We start from the raw sequence: 17,448 nt of genomic DNA on the forward strand, positions 1-17,448 counted from the left end.
AGCCACTCCTGCCACAAGGTCAATTCTGCGTCGTCGCAAGGAAGTTGACGAAATATCGCCTCCCACGGGGCACACACACCAGCCACATATCGCTGCGTACCCAGGAACACACCAAGGGTGTGACCCACCGACATTTTCCGGCCATTCCATGGAGGGATCCACAAGCCCTCCGGGCTATGCTCACGTGGGTGCGGATTACCAAGTACGCCCACTCCTGTGTCCGGTTGGAGCACGACAGTGGCGGCACCCTGGTCATCGATCCCGGCGTCTGGAGCGAGCCCGAGGCACTCGCCGGCGCGGACGCGGTCCTGGTGACCCACGAACACGACGATCATGTTGACCTGTTGCGGCTGAAGGGGCTGGGTGCGCCCGTCTACGCCCCCATGTCAGCGCGGATCCCGGGCCTGGACTTCACCGGAGTCGTCGCCGGTGAGGAATTCACTGCGGCGGGCTTCCGGGTGACCGCCCAGGGCGGGCGGCATGCGCGCATCTACGGCGATCTGCCGGACTGCGCCAACCTGGGCTACCTCGTGGAGGACCACCTTTACCACCCCGGGGACTCCCTCCACCCTCCCGACCGGCCGGTGGAGACCCTGCTGGTCCCCCTGCAAGGGTCATGGATGAAGACGGACGAGGCCATCGACTTCGTCCGCGCCGTCGACCCGGCACGGGCCTACGGCATCCACGACGGGCAGGTCAACGAGCGGGGTCTGGGCAGCCTGAACGGCTGGCTCGCCAACGAGTGCGGCGGCCGCTACCGCTGGCTCGCGCCGGGGTCGTCCGCCTGATGACCGAGCCGTCCGCCCCCGCCGTCTATACCGTCGCCGGTCCGCGAGGACCGGGACGCCTGAGCACCATGGCCCGACCTCGGGGCCACGGGCGTCTGGCCGGCGACATGGCGGCCCTGCGCGGCGCCGGCGCCGACGTTGTCGTCTGCGCCCTCCCCGACGCCGAACGCACCGAACTGGGGCTCGCCGACGAGCCCCGCCTCGCCGAGGCCGCCGGGCTGCGGTTCATCGCCCTGCCCATCCCCGACTTCACGGTCCCATCGATCCCCGTCGTGCTGCCGGTACTGCGGGAGCTCACCGAGGAGCTGCGGGCGGGCGCCCATGTCGTTGCGCACTGCCGCTGTGCCATCGGACGGTCCTCCCTGATCGCGGTCTGCCTGATGATCCTGGAAGGCATGGCACCGGAGACTGCTTGGACGGCCATGGAACGGGCTCGGGGGACGAGGGTGCCGGACACCGAGGAACAGCGCGCATGGACACTGGAGTTCTACCGCCTCGTCTCCCCGGGCGGGCAGCACCCCGGCCAGGACCGCGTGGCCGCACCGCTGGACCAACTGTCCCCGGCAGACCCTCAGCCTCCGGATCGTTGATCGTCGGCCTCGGGGCCGCCGACGGCCGACGCGTACGGTGAGGGGATCGTCGGCCGCCGCCGAGCGGCCGACCAGGGAAGGGGCGCCGCGCATCTCGAATATGCCGTCAGGAGCGGGGCGAAGCTCGCGCCGGGCAGGTCCTGGACGGCGGCGTAGCGGGTGGGCGCAGGCCTGGCGATCCTGGGCGATGAGCCGGGTGCTCAGGTGGAGGAAGACGCCGAATCGGAAGCCGATGTCGTGCCCTGGAGGTTGGTGGCGGCCCAGCCGGAATGTGCGGCCAGGGCGCGCCGAGTTCACTGCCCGCTTCCGCCGTGAGGCAGCCGGTCGGGCGCCGTGCGCAGATGCGAACGCACCCCTTGCAGGCCGAACAGGATGAGAAGCTCGACCGCGCCGCCATCAGCGCTGCCCAGCCAGTGGGACAGGGACGTGTCGAACTCGGCTGCCTCACCGGGCGGCAGTGTCAGGTCGCGGTCGCCGATCACGAGTCGCAGGCGTCGTTGCAGGTCCGGACAGCCGCAGTGCCCTCAGACACGAACCTGCTCGGCCTGCTCAACCACCTGACTTTCGCCGAGCGCTCGCTGTTCCTCGAGGACAACATCACCGACTGGCAGATGGACCCCGGCTTCGCCGAAGGGGTGATGATGTCGCCGATGCTCTCCGGGTCGGGCCCGGCGTCCATGACGGTGTGCCGGCACGGGTGCAGCCGGCGGAAGGCGAAAGACCACAGCCGGAGCGCCTAGAGGTCCCGATAGAGGCGTTGGACTGTGTTCGGCGGGTCCTGGCGGTCGGCTGCGAACAAGAGCGGACAGGAGCGGACAGTCTCAGGCACCTGACTGGCCTGGAAAGTGGACACCGGCTCGCACGACGGTGTGCGCCATGAACCTCAAACGCGCACGTCCGGCCCTGGCGCCGCCCGCCCGTCGGCCGGGAGTTGTGCTCGCGGCGCTCGCCGCGGGCCAGTTCATCATCATGGCCGCCACCTCGATCGTGAACGTGGCGCTGCCGCACATCCGTGCCGGGGTGGGTCTGTCGGACAGCGGAACCACCTGGGTGGTCAACGCCTACAGCCTGGCGTTCGGGGCGCTGCTTCTGGCGGGAGGGCGGGCGGCGGACCTCCTTGGCCGCCGTCGGGTGCTGATCGCTGGTCTCGCGCTGTTCGCGGGTTCCTCGCTGGCGGCAGGACTGGCCGTCTCCTCAGGTGTGTTGCTCGCCGCCCGAGCCGTCCAGGGTATCGGCGCCGCCGCCATCGCCCCGGCCTCACTTGCCCTGGCCATGGATCTGTTCCCGTCCGGCCCCGGGCGGGGCAAGGCACTGGGGGTGTGGGGCGCGGTCTCCGGCGCGGGAGGAGCAAGCGGAGTCCTGCTGGGAGGTGTCCTCACACAGGCGTGGGGCTGGCCCTGGATCTTCCACTCCGTCGCCCTCGGGACCGTACTGGTGCTGGCCGCCGTGGCGGCCCTCGTCCCGCGGGCGGCCGGCCGGAAGTCCGGGCGGTTCGATCTGCTGGGCACTGCCACTGTCAGCCTCGCTCTGACCTGCCTGGTCTGGGGCCTGACCACCGCACGCGGCACCGGCTGGACGGACGCCCGGGTGCTGGGCGCGCTTGTCGGCGCTGCCGTGCTGCTCGTGGCCTTCGTCGTGATCGAGCGTCGTCGGCCGAACGCGCTGGTACCGCCGCGGCTGTTCACCACCGGCCGGGTCACGGCGGGCAACCTGCTGATGGCGCTGATGGGATCCGTATGGATCGCCCTGTTCTTCTTCCTGTCGCTCTACCAGCAGCAGGTCCTGGGAATGGATCCCCTGGCCACGGGGGCGGGCCAACTCCCCTTCGCCATAGCCAATATGCTCGGCGCCACGCTGGCACCGCGGATCTCCCGGCGGATCGGCGCCAGGGCGACCGTGACCGCGGCCCTGCTCACCGAGGCCGGTGGAATGCTGTGGCTGTCCCAGATCAGCGCCCACGGCACCTATCTCACCGACGTCCTCGGCCCCAGCAGCCTGATCGGCCTGGGCCTGAGCATCGCCTTCGTCCAGATGACCGCCCTGTCCATCGAGGGCGTCCCTGCGCAGGACGCCGGGCTGGCCGGCGGGCTGGTCAACACCACCCGCCAGGTCGGCGGCGTGATCGGCCTCGCCGCTCTGACCACCCTGGCCGGCTCCGTCACCGCCGCCAGTCACCAGTCCCAACTCGAGGCCGTCACCGCCGGCTACCGCACCGCCTTCGGCGCCTCCGCCGCGATCCTCGCCGCCACCGCAATCCTCGCGCTGCTCCTCACCCGCTCCGCCGGACGCCGACGGATCGCGACCGCCACCGCCACCCCCGCCTCCCAGCTGCAAACCTCCGACATCTGAATCCCCCGACCCAATAGCTCAGCCGTACCACCGGCACCTGTCCAACAGAAGAGGGAGCACCACCCTGACCACCATCGACGAAACCGCCCCCGTCATCGTCCGCCTGAGCACCGAGATCGACGCCCCGATCACGACGGTGTGGGAACTGCACACCGACATCGCGGCCTGGCCCACCTGGAACACGGACATCGAGCAGGCCGGGCTCGACGGCCCGCTGATGCCCGGCACCTCCTTCCGCTGGCGAACCCACGGCATGGATATCACCTCCACCGTGCTCGAACTGGTCCCCGGCGAGCGGATCGTGTGGGGCGGTGACGTCGACGGCATCACCGGCATCCACGTGTGGACGTTCGAGCAGAGCGACGGCCGCGTCGTCGTCCGCACCGAGGAGCCCTGGAGCGGCCCGCCGGTCGAGGCCGCGGCCGACGACCTCGGAAAGGCCCTCCACGACTCCCTGAAGAACTGGCTCTGCCACCTCAAGGCCCGTGCCGAACAGCTTGTCTGACACCACATCACATCGACTCAAGAGAAGAAGTTCCCACCATGACCGCTGAGAAGAAGCCGTACCTGACCGGCCACTACACCCCCGTCGCCGACGAGATCACCGCCACCGAACTCACCGTCGAGGGCACTCTGCCCCCCGAACTGACCGGCCGACTGCTCCGCAACGGCCACAACCCCAAGCCGGGCGTCACCCCGACGCACTGGTTCAAGGGCAGCGGCATGGTCCACGGCATCCGTCTCCGCGAGGGCCGCGCCGAGTGGTACCGCAACCGCTGGGTGCACACCCCCGCCCTCGACGGCGCCCCCTACATGACCGAGCACGGGCCCGACCTGACCGCCAGCACCGCCGGCACCCACATCATCGAACACGCCGGACGGCTGCTCGCGCTGTGCGAGGCGAACTTTCCCTTCGAGCTCACCCCGGAGCTGGACACGGTCGGCGCGTATGACTTCAACGGCAAGCTGCGCACCGCCATGACCGCGCACCCCAAGGAGGACCCGGTGACGGGCGAACTCCACTTCTTCGGGTCCTCGCCGTTCCCGCCCTTCCTGATGTACCACGTCGCCGACGCCAAGGGCGAGATCATCCACAGCGCCGAGATCCCGGGGGCGACCGCCTCCCTCAAGCACGACTTCGCCATCACCCGCCACCACGTGGTCTTTATCGAGGGCAACGTCACCTTCGATCCCAACGAGCACTCCGGCATCCCCTATGGCTGGAGCGACCAGCAGCCCGCCCGTATCGGTGTCATGCCGCGAGGAGCCGACGGCGCCCGGCACATCCGCTGGTTCTCCATCGAACCGGGCAACATGCTCCACGTCTCCAACGCCTACGAGGACGGCCAGGGCCGCATCGTCCTGGAAGGCCCCACCGTCGACCGCGAAGGCTTCCTCCTCTCCTGGAACTGGTGGATCGGCGCCCCCGGGCGCGGTACCGAGCCCAACGCCCGTTCCTACACCCGCCGCTGGGTCATCGACATGGCCGCCAGTACCGTCGACGAGCAGATCATCGACGATCTCGCGGTGGAGTTCCCGACCCTCAACGAGGACTACCTGGGCACCGAGAACCGCTACCAGTACGCCATCTCCTTCCCCGACGAGAAGGGCTCCGGCGGCTACGGCATCGTCAAGTACGACCGCACCACCGGCGCCCGCCGCATCCACCAGGCCGGCGACGCACGGCTGCCCAGCGAAGCCGTGTTCGTCCCGGCCGCCGGAGCCACCCGCGAGGACGACGGCTACCTGCTCACCGTCGTCTCCGACCTCAAGCAGGACGCCTCGCAACTGCTGGTCCTCGACGCCTCCGGCCTCGACCAGGTCGCCACCGTCCACCTGCCCCGACGGGTGACCGCCGGGATCCACGGCTCCTGGATCCCCGACACTGCCCTGGACGGCATCGCGGGCTGACCACCATCCCGCCAGTGAACAGCGGGCGGCGCGGTGCGCGCCGCCCGCGCCGCCCACCGGTCGGGGCGCTCCATAAGGGCGCGCCGGCCGATCGACGCGCCCAGGCGCGTGAGCCTGGCTGGAGGCCCCGGCAACGGAGCACGGCAGGGAAGAAGGCGGCGGCCAAGAAGAGTGCGAGGCACAAGCCGGCGTCGTGAGCTGCATCGCCCCTCCCCCTGATCCCGGGCCTTGCCCTGACGGGGCATGGTCCAACGGGCTCACCCGCGGTGCCGTGCCTCAGCTCGCTCGGCGATTCCTCAGGAAGCCGGTCCCGTCTCCGGTGGCCATGTGGTCCATCCACTGCTGGATGAGGTCCGCGACGAAATCGCTGTTGCGATCCATCATGAGCATATGGCTGTTACCGGGGTGGCCCATAGCGGGAAGGTCGAAGTAGTCGGCCCGCGTGCCGGCACTCGTGACCCTCTCGAGGTACTCCGGCCAGCTCGGAGACAACTTCGCGTACAACGGCGACTGTTGGATGAAATCGCCTGCGACGATCAGTCGGGGCGTCGCTCCGACTTCCTCGGCCCCCAGCGGGACGGGCAGCCCGTTCGGTTCGAGAAGAACCAGTGCGGCCACGAGTTCCGGGTCACGTGCCACAGCGCGGGCAGCTATCCCGCCCCCGTGGCTGTGAGCAATGACGGCGCAGCGACCGGTTTTCGCGATGAGCGCTTCCAGAGCCTCGACGGCCGGATCTGTCGTCGTCGTCCAGCGAGGCACGATCTGGCAGCACGCTTGGTCGAAGTGACCGAGGGGGAACAAGCAGCCGGGGTATGGCTGCAACGCGTCGTAGCCTCCGGAAGGGCCGACGCGGAATACGTCCCATGCCTCCTCAGCTGAACGAAGGAGCGGGCGCTGCTCATATGCCATACCGGGCAGCGGCCACCACCCTGCCCGTCCCCGCTCGGAGGTGTCGATCACGTAGACGGGATGACCGTCGCGGAGGAAATGTGCTGCCCAGCCGTCACGGCCGTCGGGGGTGCTCTCCCAGCAGGAACCCGTCATCCCGCCGCCGTGCACCAGAATCACCGGAAGATGGCGCTCCTCGGCAGGAATGTAGTACTGGACATAGGCGTGTTCGACGCAGTAGGTCCCGTTCGGATCGACGATGTACTCGGGAAGGTTCTCCGACAGGGCAACGACGTAAGTCGGCTGCCCGCTGACCCGAACTTGCCGCCCGCCCACCGTGAAGCTGCCCATGGCCGCCAGTGACAAGGGTCCGGCTGAGGCCGCGCATCCCATCACCCTCGACCTCCTTGTCGAACCATGATCAGCGACCGCGCAGCACACATCACATACTGACCACCGACGCACGCTCCTACCACCTACGATCGCACTGTCATGCGTCCGGCACATCATGAGGCCACCCTCGGCGCGCAGCTGTAGGAGACCGTCGATGGCGGCGTACGCCTTCACGGCAACGCTGCGGGTCTCTCAACAGTGCCGATCTACACGGAAAGACCTGGTTGCCGAAGGCAGGAGTTGAGTCCGCGAACGCGGCCACGTACGACGCCACGCACTGCCACGGTGTGATCACTGGCGTGACGACGTGGCCGTCACCGGCCACCGGCGGGTCGAGGAGCAGCACCTGAAGCAGACGCTCGGAACGCGCCCTGGTGAGCTGCTCAGCCGGTATCGGTGGCCAGCCCTCGAGATCCCGGCCCACCTCGAACAACACGTTCAGCATGTCCCCGGCGGGAGGCCGCAGTGGGGTCACGGGCAGCACGGCAAGGATCGCGTCGTGCCTCGGCGGGCCACTGTCACGGAGGGGACCGTCCGCAGCTGACCTGGTCCGACCGCGCACTCCTCGCGGCCCTGCTACACCGCCTCCCCGAGCGCGGCTCCGCCTGATCATCTCTCCGCCTGTCGGCCCGAGCAGGCAGGTCCGAACCCCCCGATCCTCCGCCTACCCGGCGCGGTAGCGACTGAGGAACATGGCGATCGCCTCCTCGACGACCACGTCGGTCGCCGGGATGGCCGGCCGGTCGGCGGGGATCGCCATGACGTGGGGCCACAGGACGAACTCCTGGATGAGTCCGAGGAACTGGTGAGCAGCCAGTTCGGGGTGGGGGCACGCGATCGATCCGGCCTCGTCCATTCCCCGCAGGCAGGCAGTGAATGCCCTGATCAGCGGCTCCTTTCCGATCCGGTAGAACTCCTCGGCGATCCATGGGGCGCGGCGGGACTCGGCGATCACCATCCGGGTGAAGGAGACCTGGCCGGTGGTGTCGATGAACTCGAGCAGGGCCTGGGTGAACTGGCGCAGGAACACGGCCGGATCGCCACCGTTGTCGGGGGCCGCCAGGCGCGACGGCAGGGCGCCGGGGTCGAGATTGCCCCAGTGGTACTCCATGACGGCACGGAAGACAGCGTCCTTGCTGCCGAAGCGGTTGTAGACCGTCTGCCGGGCGACCCCGGCCCGGGTGGCGATGCGTTCGAGGTTGACCCCGTCGTACCCGTCCTCCAGGAAGAGCTCCTTCGCGGCCGAAAGGATCTTCGCACGGCTACGCGCGCGCACCGCGCTGTTCACGGAGACCGGCCGCGAAGAAGTGGGACTGGCCACTGTCGAACACCTCCATATGGACTGTACAGACCAGTCCAGGTTATGCCTCCGACCTCTTGTGGGTCCACTTTTTAGATTGTACTGTCCAATCTAATTTTTCGGGGAAGGCCCTCCTTCCGCACCCCGAGGGAGATCAGATGCACCCTCCGCAGAACCCCGACGTCCCCTCCATCGCCGCCCGGCTCGACCGGCTCCCCGTGACCTCGCTGCACCGGCGCTTCACCCGCCTCATAGCACTGGGGAACTTCTTCGAGATCTACGAGCTCTTCCTGTCCGGAGTCCTCGCCACCACGCTCAAGACCACCTTCGCGCTCAGCGGGCTCGGCCTGTCGCTCGTCCTCGCCTCCGCCTTCGTCGGCGCCTTCATCGGAGCCGTGCTCATCGGCCGGTGCGCGGACCGCATCGGACGGCGCACCGCCTACATGATCACGCTCAGTCTGTACTCGGCGGCGACTCTCGCCTGCGCCTTCGCCCCGAGCCTGTGGACCCTGGTCGCCTTCCGCTTCGTCGCCGGGATCGGCCTTGGCGGCGAACTGCCGGTGACGGACTCCTTCCTGGGCGACCTCCTGCCACCGGCCCGGCGCGGCCGGTACACCGCACGGGCCTTCACCGCCGCATACCTCGCCGTACCCGTCGTCGGCCTCCTCGGCACCGTGCTCGTCGACGGCGCGCCACTCGGCATCGCGGGATGGCGGTGGATGTTCGCCATCGGCGCCCTGGGCGCCCTCCTCACCTTCCTGCTGCGCCGGGGGCTGCCTGAGTCACCGCGGTGGCTGGAGTCGGTCGGGCGCACGACTGAGGCCGACGAGATCACCACGCTCTTCGAGAAGGCCGCCGAGGCGGAGGGCTGGACGCGTCCGGCCGGGACGGAAGGCGCCGCCGCGGACCATGCGCTCCCGAACCAGACTCCCCGCCCCCTGCCCGTCACAAGCCTCTTCCGCCCGCCCCTGGCGCGACGCACCGCCCTCATGGCCGTGCTGTGGATCCTCGCGCCCATCGGCTACTACGGGTTCAGCAGCCTCGCCACGCTCGTCCTCGCCTCGAAAGGGCTCGACGTCAGTAGCTCACTGACCTACCTGACCTTCTCGTTCATCGGCTACCCCCTCGGCTCGTACCTCTCGATGCTCGTCATGGAAAAGGCCGAGCGGAAGTGGATCCTGTGCGCCTCGCTGGCGGGGATGGCGCTGTCGGGGCTCGCCTACGGCAACGCGACGACAAAGGTGGCGATCATCACGGCGGGTTTCTGCTTCACCATGGTGGCCAACGTCATGTCCAACGCCGGACACATCTACCTGCTGGAGCAGTTTCCGACCAGCGTGCGCACCACCGGGACCGGCTGGGTGTACTCGCTGAGCCGGCTGTCCACCGCGGCGGCCCCCTTCTATCTGATCCCGCTCCTGGACTCCTTCGGAGCGGGAGCCGTCTTCGCCCTGGTGGCCGCCGCGATGCTGCTGGCTTCCGTAGCCGTCGCGTTCGGCGTCCGCACGACAGGTCTGTCCGTGGAGACCATCGCGGGCCCCGCCCCGTCGACCGCCCCGTCACCGGCCCCGGCGCAGCCCGCCACCCCCGCCACACTCAGCGCCCACGAAACGCACTGAGCCTCAGGGCCCCTCACCCGCACACAAGGAAGGGATACCAACATGTCCGAAGTCCACTGGAACCGCCTGACCGCCCCGGTCCTGCGGGACCTGGCCGCCCAGGACGCACCGGTTCTGCTGCCTGTCGGCGCCACCGAGCAGCACGGACCTCATCTGCCCACCGGCGTTGACGACTTCCTCAGCGCCGAGGCGTGCCGCCGGGCGGCCGCCATCATGACGGCCCGGGGGTGCCCGGTGGTCGTCGCACCCTCCCTGTGGTGCGGGCTGTCCGACCACCACATGGAGTTCGGCGGCACGTTCACCCTGACGCTGCCGACCTACCACATGCTCCTTCGCGACCTGTGCCGTTCCATCCTCATCGCCGGATTCACCAAGGTCCTCATCGTCAACGGCCACGGCGGCAACGTCACAGCCCTCAACGCCCTCAGCAATGAGCTCTCCCGAGAACTGTCCGCCTCCATCGCCGTCACCAGCTACTTCACGGCCGGCCAGCAGCGCACGACGGAGGTCCTGGAGAAACAGGACACGCTGATGCACGCCTGTGAGGGCGAAACCTCCATGCTGATGGCCATCGCCCCGGAACTGGTCGATCTCGACCGGCTGGAGGAGGCCACCGGCCCCGACATCGCCCTCCAGTCGGCCCCGGACCACTTCGTCCACCTGCCACGCTCCTTCGCGAGCGTCACGGCGACGGGCGTCGCGGGCGACGCCCGGCCCGCCTCACCGGAGAAGGGCGAAGCCATTCTCGATGCCGGCGCTGCAGCCATCGCACAATGGCTGATGGCTTGGGACTGAGGGGGCCTCGCGATCTGCCGCGACTTCGGCACCGCCACGACATGGTCGACGTCGAGCTGTTCGAGCAGTTGCCGGAAGGACCAGTCCTGTCCATAGGCCTCATCAGCGGTCACCCATGCGGCGGGCAGCCCCGCGGCGATGCAGCGGCGAGGCCCCTGGCCAGCTCGTCCTGGGACGCGAAGGCGCGCTTGTCGGGGTCGTACAGGCTGATGCCGAGGGCGGCCTGGACTGGCTCGGTCGTCAACTGCCATCCGCTCGGCAATGCCTGGCAGGAGTGACACCGCCGAGCAAAATGCCATCCTGTAGCGCGTGTTGTCTACGTACACTGACGGGCATGGCATGCCGCATCAGTGAGCTGGTCCTCGACGCCGCCGACCCCGACGGGCTCGCCGTGTTCTGGAGCGCGGTCCTCGGCTACGTCGAACTCGGCCGGGAGGACGACGGAAGCATCGAGATCGGGCCGCCCGACGCCGGCTTCGGCGGCCCGCAGCCCACCCTCATCCTCAGCCCCAGCAGCGACCCGCGGACCGGGAAGCTCCCACTGCACATCGACGTCAACGCCACCGACCGGGACCAGGACGCCGAGCTGGAGCGGCTGCTCGCTCTCGGCGCCAGGCCCGCCGACGTCGGCCAGACCGGCACCGAGAGCTGGCGCGTCCTGGCCGACCCGGAAGGCAACACCTTCTGCCTCCTGCGCCCCCGCCTCCAGCCCCTCTGACCACGCGCGTGCTGGCGTCACCGCCCTGCGCTCCGCCTCCGAGGCCCAGGTGTGGGCGTAGAGGAATTCTTCGGCGAGGCGGTTGCAGCGATCGATCTTCCCGCTGTGCCTGGGTGTTTACGGAGTGAAGCGCTGATGGCGGCTGCCGGCGAGTGCGGCGGTGAAAGCCGCCACATGGCTCCTCGCGACAACCGACGGTATGGATACTTGACTCACAACGGCCACGCTGGAGCGTGATCAAACAACCGATCCTCGGCGAGTCACAACGATGAGTTGTGCACGCCTAAGATGAATCAGTGGACACCGAGGCATTGCGATCGTTCGTCCGGGCGGCCGAGTTGGGACAGTTCCAGCATGCGGCCGATGAGCTGGGCGTGACACAGCAGGCAGTCTCCAAGCGGATCGCCACCCTGGAGCGCGAGCTGGAAGTCCGCCTGTTCACACGTACCGCCCGAGGAGTTGAGCTGACGCTCGATGGTCAGGCGTTGCTCCCCCACGCGCGGAGCATCGTCGCGGGTGTCGAGCGCGCCATCACCGCGGTCAGGCCGGGCTCCCGGGCCCTTCGGATCGACGTTCTCGGGCTGCGAAGCGCGCAGGCCGTTGTTCTGCACGACTATTGGCGGTCGCACCCCGAAACCAATCTCGACGTGGTGACCCTCAGAGTCAACGACCCTCGCGCAGCGGTCGCCGCCGTCGAAGCAGGCGATATCGACGCCTCGTTCCGTAGCGTCACCGACCCGGCCACACTGCCGCCCGACGTGCAAATGATTCACGCCTTCGACTCCCCGCTGGAACTTCTCGTCGGCCCGAGACATCCGCTCGCCTCCGCGCGAAGACTGACGCCGACGCAGCTGCGCAAGCACCGGATATGGGTGCCGGGTATCGCACCCCGAAGCGAATGGGCAGAGTTCTACGATCAGCTCGCCACTGACTTCGACCTACGCATCGATGCGGCAGGCCCGCACTTCGGAGACGAAGTACTCCTGGACACCCTCGCGGACTCCGCGGGCGTGGCCACCCTCGTCGGGGCACGCGACCGGTACATCTGGCCGACGAACTACGACCTACGCCGCATCCCTATCGTGAATCCGACCCTCGCATACCCACTCTCGCTCATCCTCCCCAGACTGAATCCACATCCAGAACTCCGTGGAATCATCACCCACCTTGGGACCCTGCCAAGGCTCCCTGAGACGGTCTGGCTCCCGTCCTGGGCAACGACGCCACAGCGCGGCGACAGCGACACCGCGAATGCGCGCAGGTCCCAACCCCGGCAAAGGTGACTCGACCAGCTGCTGACAGCAGCCTCCACCAGCGCCTTAGAAAGCCTTATCCAATTTCCGGTACTACAGAAGGATCGTGGCATGTCCAGCGACCGTCTCATGCGCATCCACAGCGCCGAGTTCCAGGCCATGGCCGAGAGGGTCCTGAGGGTCACCGAGCTCACCTCCCGCCTGAACATCCTGCCCTTTGAGGATGAAGCAGGCAAAGCGGAACTGTTCGAACAGATCCTCGGCAAGCCGCTGCCGACGAGAGTCACGATCTATCCGCCCTTCTTCACGGACCACGGCCTCCACCTCGACCTCGCCGAGCGCGTGTTCATCAACCAGAACTGCACGTTCCTTGACTACGCCGGCATCCGGCTCGGCGAGCGCGTGATGGTCGGCCCGAAGGTCACGTTCATCACCGGCGGCCACCCGGTCGATCCCGAGGAGCGGCGGCTGTACCTCACCGGCGCGCCCATCGACGTGGCGGAGAACGTATGGATCGGCGCCGGTGCCACGATCCTGCCCGGCGTCAGCATCGGCCGTGACGCCGTGGTCGCCGCCGGCGCGGTCGTGGCCAATGACGTTCCGCCGGCGAGCCTGGTGACCGGCACCAAGGCAACCGTGCACCGGCGGTGGTGACGACTCTCCGTAGCCACACCAAGCCCCGGGCTACGGGCGGAGTGACCACGTCGTACCACACCCCCGAGCGGTCCCGACGCCCATGGCTCACCGCCGCTCGGGCGCTGGATCTCATCACGCATTTCGCACATATGCGCGATTCCAGCGGTCCAGAGCCCCTCGTCGAACGCTGAATCGTCACCAGCCGTGGGCAGCGAGCCGCGCAGCGTGCGCAGGCACGCGGTGATGCCGCTCCCCCCTCGCGCCGGCCCGCATGTCAGCGCACGGTAAGGGGCGCATCAGCCCGCCGGTGAAGCATGGCTCGTGTCCGCAGCCCAGGATCACGAGTATGGGGAGGCAGCGGAAATGAGTGACGGGGTGAACACAGCACTTCCCGTGGATGAGTCCGTGCCCGATGCCCTCCGCTGGGAGAGTGGCACGGCATCGTCCCCGGTGCAGCGCCCTTCGGCCCAGCCATGGCGGAACGTGGACCACCCCGGGCAGAGGGCTCCCCGGGCCATGCTGGCCGTGCCCTCGCGGGAGCCATTTGTGCGCACCTGCCGCGCCTTCGCGACGAAGGTGCTCTGCCGCTGGGGCGTTTCCGGAGCAGCGCGGGACTCCGCCGTACTGGTCATCGACGAGCTCGCGGTCAATGCCGTCCAGCACGGCCACGCCGACACCACGGTCGTCCTGAGCCGGGTCGGGGACATCCTCTTGATCTCGGTCACCGACTCAGGGACCGCGGTGCCCCATTCCTGGGACGGCACGGACAGCGATGAGCACGGGCGCGGTATGGCGATCATCGAATGCCTCACGGAGTGGACCGAGGTGCACCACACCACGGCAGGGCGTCGTGTGCGCGCGGGACTGCGTCTCTAGCGGGACCTGGCGCGACCCGGCCGAGCCGGTCGAGCCGGTCGACCGGGCAGGACTCCGCGTCGTCAGCCACACGTCAGTGCCGCGTCAGCGCTTCCTCAGGCCGGTCCTGACGATAGGGGTATCAGATCTTGCTCGCCCATGCACCGGTCACTGGTGGATGGGCGGGCTGCTGGCTCCGAAGGAGAGGGCGACGATGGCGATTGATCCGGTCAAACTCAATTTGCGGCGTTGGATAAGCGACAACGCCGAGAGCTTTCAGCCCCCCGTTGGCAACAGGGAGTTGTGGAAGGACGGCTCCCAGTTCATTTTCATGGTGTCCCGGGGGCCCAACTCGCGCAACGACTTCCATATCAGCCCGAGCGATGAGATTTTCTATCAGCTCACCGGTGACATCCAGGTCGACTATCAGGACGAGAACGGACACTTCGAGAGCGTGACCGTCCACGAAGGCGATGTCTTTCTGATGCCTGCGATGGTGCCGCACTGCCCGCTGCGTCCCGCCGGGACCTGGGGAGCGGTCATCCAGCGGGTGCGCACCGAGCAGGAACCCGATTGCATCCTCTGGTACTGCAAAGGCTGCGGTGACCGGCTCAATGAGACATGGTTCGGTCTTGAGGACATCGAGATCCAGGTCAAGGCCGCAATCGAGCGGTTCAACGGCAGCGAGGAACTGCGGACCTGCGCGAGCTGCGGCAGGGTACACGATGTTGCCGGGCCGTTCGTGATGCCGCAGAGTGCCGCAGCAAGCGGCCCTCGACCGGACGGAGAACGCGGCCATGACGCGTAGTCAGGGAAGCCAGGGTGTCGTCGCCGACCAAGCGGTGCCACGTGGCAGGTATCCGCACCTCCGCCGAGTCGGCGACTTCGTCTTCGTCTCGGGCATCAGTTCACGACGTGCGGACAACACTCATATCGGCGCGGAGGCCGATGAGTTCGGCACCGTGAAGCTGGACATTCGCGCACAGACTCGCGCAGTGATCGAGAACATCGAACGGATACTGGCCGCCGAGGGCTCGGGTCTCACCGACATCGTCGATGTCACCAGCTTCCTGGTCAACATGAACGACTTCGCCGGATACAACGAGACCTACGCGGAGTTCTTCGACTTCGACGGTCCCACTCGTACCACCGTGGCCGTCCATCAACTCCCGCACCCGCACCTCCTGATCGAGATGAAGGTCATCGCCTTCAGCCCGGCCGAGGGCTCGCGGTAGCACATCCGGTTCATCAACGAAGAACGAAGGAGGAGCGACCCCATGGGTGCGCGCACTGCACAGGAGTATCTCGAGGGCCTCAACGACGGCAGAGAGGTCTGGATCGGTGGGGAATCGGTCAAAGACGTCACCTCCCACCCCGCCCTGCGCCGCGGAGCGAGCTCGATCGGCGCCTGGCTCAACCGGCAGCACGAAGCGGAGCTGCGTGACGTTCTCACCTTCGCCTCACCCGAGTCCGGTGATCGCGTCGGAACGTCCTTTCTGCGCCCCGTGACCCAGGAAGACCTGGGCAGGCGTTCCGCCGCCTTCCTGGAAGCCGCACGGTGGAGTGGCGGAATGCTGGGGCGCACCCCCGACTATCTCAACTCATCGTTCATGGCGCTGGCTTCCGCCTCGGAGTTCTTCACCGCGGTCAACCCCGAGTTCGGCCGGAACATCCAGGCGTACTTCCGCCACCTGCGGGAGAACGATGTCGTGCTCACCCACACCCTGGTCAATCCGTCGGTCAACCGACGGCTCACCGATCAGGGAATCCCCAGCGCGCAGGTCGCCTTGCACATCGTCCGGCACACCGACCGTGGCATCGTGGTACGCGGGGCGCGGCTCCTTGCCACGCTCGGGCCGCTGGCCGACGAGCTTGTGGTGTTCCCCTCCACCTCGCTCAAGGACGACCCGTCGTCGACCCGTTATGCATTCGCCTTCGCCGTGCCCTGTGCCACCAGCGGCCTGCGCTTTCTGTGCCGGGACAGCTACGACACGGGTCGGTCGGTCTTCGACGCCCCACTCTCCGCCCGGTTCGAGGAGATGGACGCCGTCGTCGTGTTCGACGATGTCGAGGTCCCCTGGGAGCGGATCTTCCTGCTGGAGGACCCGTCCTCGTGCAACACGGTGCATTCCGCCACGAATTCACTGATCCACATGATGCATCAGGTCGTCTGCAAGAACATCGCGAAAGCCGAGTTCATGGTGGGGCTGCTGTGCGCGATGACGTGGGCCAACCAGCGTGACCGCGCCCCGCAGACACAGGCACAGATCGCCGAGGCGATATGTGTGGTGGAACTGATGAAGGCATGTCTGACCGCGAGTGAGGCAAACGCCAAGGCCGACCAGTGGGGCACGATGACGCCCGACCGGATGCCGCTGGACGCCGCCCGCAACGTCTTCCCGCAGCAGTACCAGCGGTTGGTCGAACTGGTCCAACTCCTCGGCTCCAGTTCGCTGATGGCCACCCCCGGCCAGGCCGACCTGACCTCGGCGATCGCCGGTGACATCGACACCTACTTCGCATTGGACAATCTCGAAGCCCCGCAGCGCATCGGGCTGTTCCGGCTCGCCCAGGACGTCGCCGTATCGGGCTTCGGCGCACGACAGGCTCTCTACGAGCGCTTCTTCTTCGGCGCACCGGAACGGGTGGCCGGCATGCTGTTTCAGGCGTACGACAAGGAACCCCTCACCAAGAGGATCTTCGACTTCCTCGGCCGCCCGGACAGCATCATCGACCTCGCCGAAGGGCAGCGGGACACGGCATCGGAGGCCGACGATGGACGCTGACTCCTTCCGCCGGGCTCTGGGCAACTTCCCCAGCGGCGTGACGATCGCGACCACCACCGATGCGGACGGCGAGGCGTGGGGCATCACGGTCAGCGCCTTTTGCTCCGTGTCCCTGTCACCACCACTGGTGCTGTTCTGTCCGGCGGTGTCCGCACGCTCCCACGACCTGCTGCGACAGGCCGAGCGGTACGCGATCAACGTGCTGCGCCCCGAGCACCGCACGCTCGCCATGCGGTTCGCGACGGCCGGCGCCGAGAAGTTCGCCCGAGCCGGATTCCGCACCGAGGGCGGAGTTCCCGTCCTGCACAGCGCGCTGGCCAGCCTGGTCTGCCGGGCATCCGCCCGGTACGACGCCGGCGACCACAGCATCCTCGTCGGCGAGGTCGAAAGCGTCCAGGTGAACGACGGGCTGCCCCTGGTGTACTTCGACCGCGAGTTCCGCGAACTGTCAGCCGCGCCGCTCCTCGCGCCACCCGGCCGGGTGGACCGCTACCGCGACCAGCCGCTCTTCGACACGGACGGTAACGACGGAAGCAATGCCGCGTGACAAAGTGACCGCTGACCGGG

The 17,448-nt window shown here is 68.0% G+C and carries 19 protein-coding genes; 16 read left to right on the forward strand and 3 right to left on the reverse strand.

Annotated elements, in window-relative coordinates:
• The first annotated feature begins 176 nt into the window (after window positions 1-176).
• The 6 genes from JK363_RS31055 to JK363_RS31080 all read left to right on the forward strand — a co-directional run bounded on the left by JK363_RS31055 (window position 177) and on the right by JK363_RS31080 (window position 5,638).
• Window positions 177-788 carry an MBL fold metallo-hydrolase gene (locus JK363_RS31055; RefSeq protein WP_201880234.1) on the forward strand — a complete coding sequence of 204 codons (612 nt, stop codon included), beginning with the start codon at window positions 177-179 and terminating at the stop codon, window positions 786-788.
• Window positions 788-1,378, forward strand: a complete 591-nt coding sequence (locus JK363_RS31060) for a phosphatase domain-containing putative toxin (RefSeq protein ID WP_236076230.1) — start codon at window positions 788-790, stop codon at window positions 1,376-1,378. The genes JK363_RS31055 and JK363_RS31060 overlap by 1 nt, the downstream gene beginning before the upstream one ends.
• A 341-nt stretch (window positions 1,379-1,719) precedes the next feature.
• Window positions 1,720-2,118, forward strand: a complete 399-nt coding sequence (locus JK363_RS42975) for a DinB family protein (RefSeq protein WP_236076231.1) — start codon at window positions 1,720-1,722, stop codon at window positions 2,116-2,118.
• Between the two features lie 136 nt (window positions 2,119-2,254).
• Entirely contained in the window at window positions 2,255-3,727 is a 1,473-nt protein-coding gene (locus tag JK363_RS31070; RefSeq protein WP_201880237.1) for an MFS transporter, read from the forward strand.
• 103 nt (window positions 3,728-3,830) lie between these two features.
• Window positions 3,831-4,232, forward strand: coding sequence for an SRPBCC family protein (locus tag JK363_RS31075; protein WP_268981112.1), 402 nt, complete (start codon window positions 3,831-3,833; stop codon window positions 4,230-4,232).
• A gap of 38 nt (window positions 4,233-4,270) precedes the next feature.
• On the forward strand, window positions 4,271-5,638 hold the full coding sequence (locus JK363_RS31080; RefSeq protein ID WP_201880243.1) for a carotenoid oxygenase family protein: 1,368 nt from the start codon (window positions 4,271-4,273) through the stop codon (window positions 5,636-5,638).
• Window positions 5,639-5,914: 276 nt separating this feature from the next.
• Here JK363_RS31080 and JK363_RS31085 read toward each other — a convergent pair whose 3' ends face one another.
• Together JK363_RS31085 and JK363_RS31090 are read right to left on the reverse strand one after the other, a co-directional pair.
• Complete coding sequence (locus tag JK363_RS31085; RefSeq protein WP_201880247.1) at window positions 5,915-6,877, reverse strand: alpha/beta fold hydrolase; 963 nt, start codon at window positions 6,875-6,877, stop codon at window positions 5,915-5,917.
• A 706-nt stretch (window positions 6,878-7,583) separates the two neighbouring features.
• Complete coding sequence (locus JK363_RS31090) at window positions 7,584-8,240, reverse strand: TetR/AcrR family transcriptional regulator (RefSeq protein WP_201880250.1); 657 nt, start codon at window positions 8,238-8,240, stop codon at window positions 7,584-7,586.
• Between the two features lie 137 nt (window positions 8,241-8,377).
• On the opposite strand from JK363_RS31090, the gene JK363_RS31095 reads away from it, so the two are divergent.
• Window positions 8,378-9,838, forward strand: a complete 1,461-nt coding sequence (locus tag JK363_RS31095; protein WP_201880253.1) for an MFS transporter — start codon at window positions 8,378-8,380, stop codon at window positions 9,836-9,838.
• 42 nt (window positions 9,839-9,880) lie between these two features.
• On the forward strand, window positions 9,881-10,633 hold the full coding sequence (locus tag JK363_RS31100; RefSeq protein ID WP_201880255.1) for a creatininase family protein: 753 nt from the start codon (window positions 9,881-9,883) through the stop codon (window positions 10,631-10,633).
• A 109-nt stretch (window positions 10,634-10,742) separates the two neighbouring features.
• Here the strand turns inward: JK363_RS31100 and JK363_RS43930 are convergent, their stop codons facing one another.
• The gene (locus tag JK363_RS43930; protein WP_268981107.1) at window positions 10,743-10,877 is read right to left on the reverse strand and encodes a hypothetical protein; all 135 of its coding nucleotides are present in this window, start codon (window positions 10,875-10,877) and stop codon (window positions 10,743-10,745) included.
• Window positions 10,878-10,967: 90 nt separating this feature from the next.
• Here JK363_RS43930 and JK363_RS31105 point away from each other — a divergent pair, with 90 nt between their 5' ends.
• The 8 genes from JK363_RS31105 (at window position 10,968) to JK363_RS31140 (ending at window position 17,428) form a co-directional block, all read left to right on the forward strand.
• Window positions 10,968-11,351 carry a VOC family protein gene (locus tag JK363_RS31105; RefSeq protein WP_201880257.1) on the forward strand — a complete coding sequence of 128 codons (384 nt, stop codon included), beginning with the start codon at window positions 10,968-10,970 and terminating at the stop codon, window positions 11,349-11,351.
• A 296-nt stretch (window positions 11,352-11,647) separates the two neighbouring features.
• Window positions 11,648-12,634 (forward strand): LysR family transcriptional regulator, encoded by a 987-nt coding sequence (locus tag JK363_RS31110; protein ID WP_201880259.1) that lies wholly within the window; start codon window positions 11,648-11,650, stop codon window positions 12,632-12,634.
• Between the two features lie 81 nt (window positions 12,635-12,715).
• Window positions 12,716-13,258 (forward strand): DapH/DapD/GlmU-related protein, encoded by a 543-nt coding sequence (locus JK363_RS31115; RefSeq protein WP_201880261.1) that lies wholly within the window; start codon window positions 12,716-12,718, stop codon window positions 13,256-13,258.
• Between the two features lie 357 nt (window positions 13,259-13,615).
• Window positions 13,616-14,116 (forward strand): ATP-binding protein, encoded by a 501-nt coding sequence (locus tag JK363_RS31120; RefSeq protein ID WP_201880263.1) that lies wholly within the window; start codon window positions 13,616-13,618, stop codon window positions 14,114-14,116.
• Between the two features lie 193 nt (window positions 14,117-14,309).
• Window positions 14,310-14,903: a 3-hydroxyanthranilate 3,4-dioxygenase gene (nbaC, locus tag JK363_RS31125; protein ID WP_201880265.1), complete on the forward strand. Its 594-nt coding sequence runs from the start codon at window positions 14,310-14,312 to the stop codon at window positions 14,901-14,903.
• Entirely contained in the window at window positions 14,893-15,330 is a 438-nt protein-coding gene (locus tag JK363_RS31130) for a RidA family protein (protein WP_201880268.1), read from the forward strand. The genes nbaC and JK363_RS31130 overlap by 11 nt, the downstream gene beginning before the upstream one ends.
• A 42-nt stretch (window positions 15,331-15,372) precedes the next feature.
• Complete coding sequence (hpaB, locus tag JK363_RS31135; protein WP_201880271.1) at window positions 15,373-16,881, forward strand: 4-hydroxyphenylacetate 3-monooxygenase, oxygenase component; 1,509 nt, start codon at window positions 15,373-15,375, stop codon at window positions 16,879-16,881.
• The gene (locus JK363_RS31140; protein WP_201880274.1) at window positions 16,871-17,428 is read left to right on the forward strand and encodes a flavin reductase family protein; all 558 of its coding nucleotides are present in this window, start codon (window positions 16,871-16,873) and stop codon (window positions 17,426-17,428) included. The genes hpaB and JK363_RS31140 overlap by 11 nt, the downstream gene beginning before the upstream one ends.
• Window positions 17,429-17,448: the final 20 nt, after the last annotated feature.

Source organism: Streptomyces coffeae, assembly GCF_016741875.1.
In the GTDB taxonomy this organism is placed as follows: Bacteria; Actinomycetota; Actinomycetes; order Streptomycetales; family Streptomycetaceae; genus Streptomyces; species Streptomyces coffeae.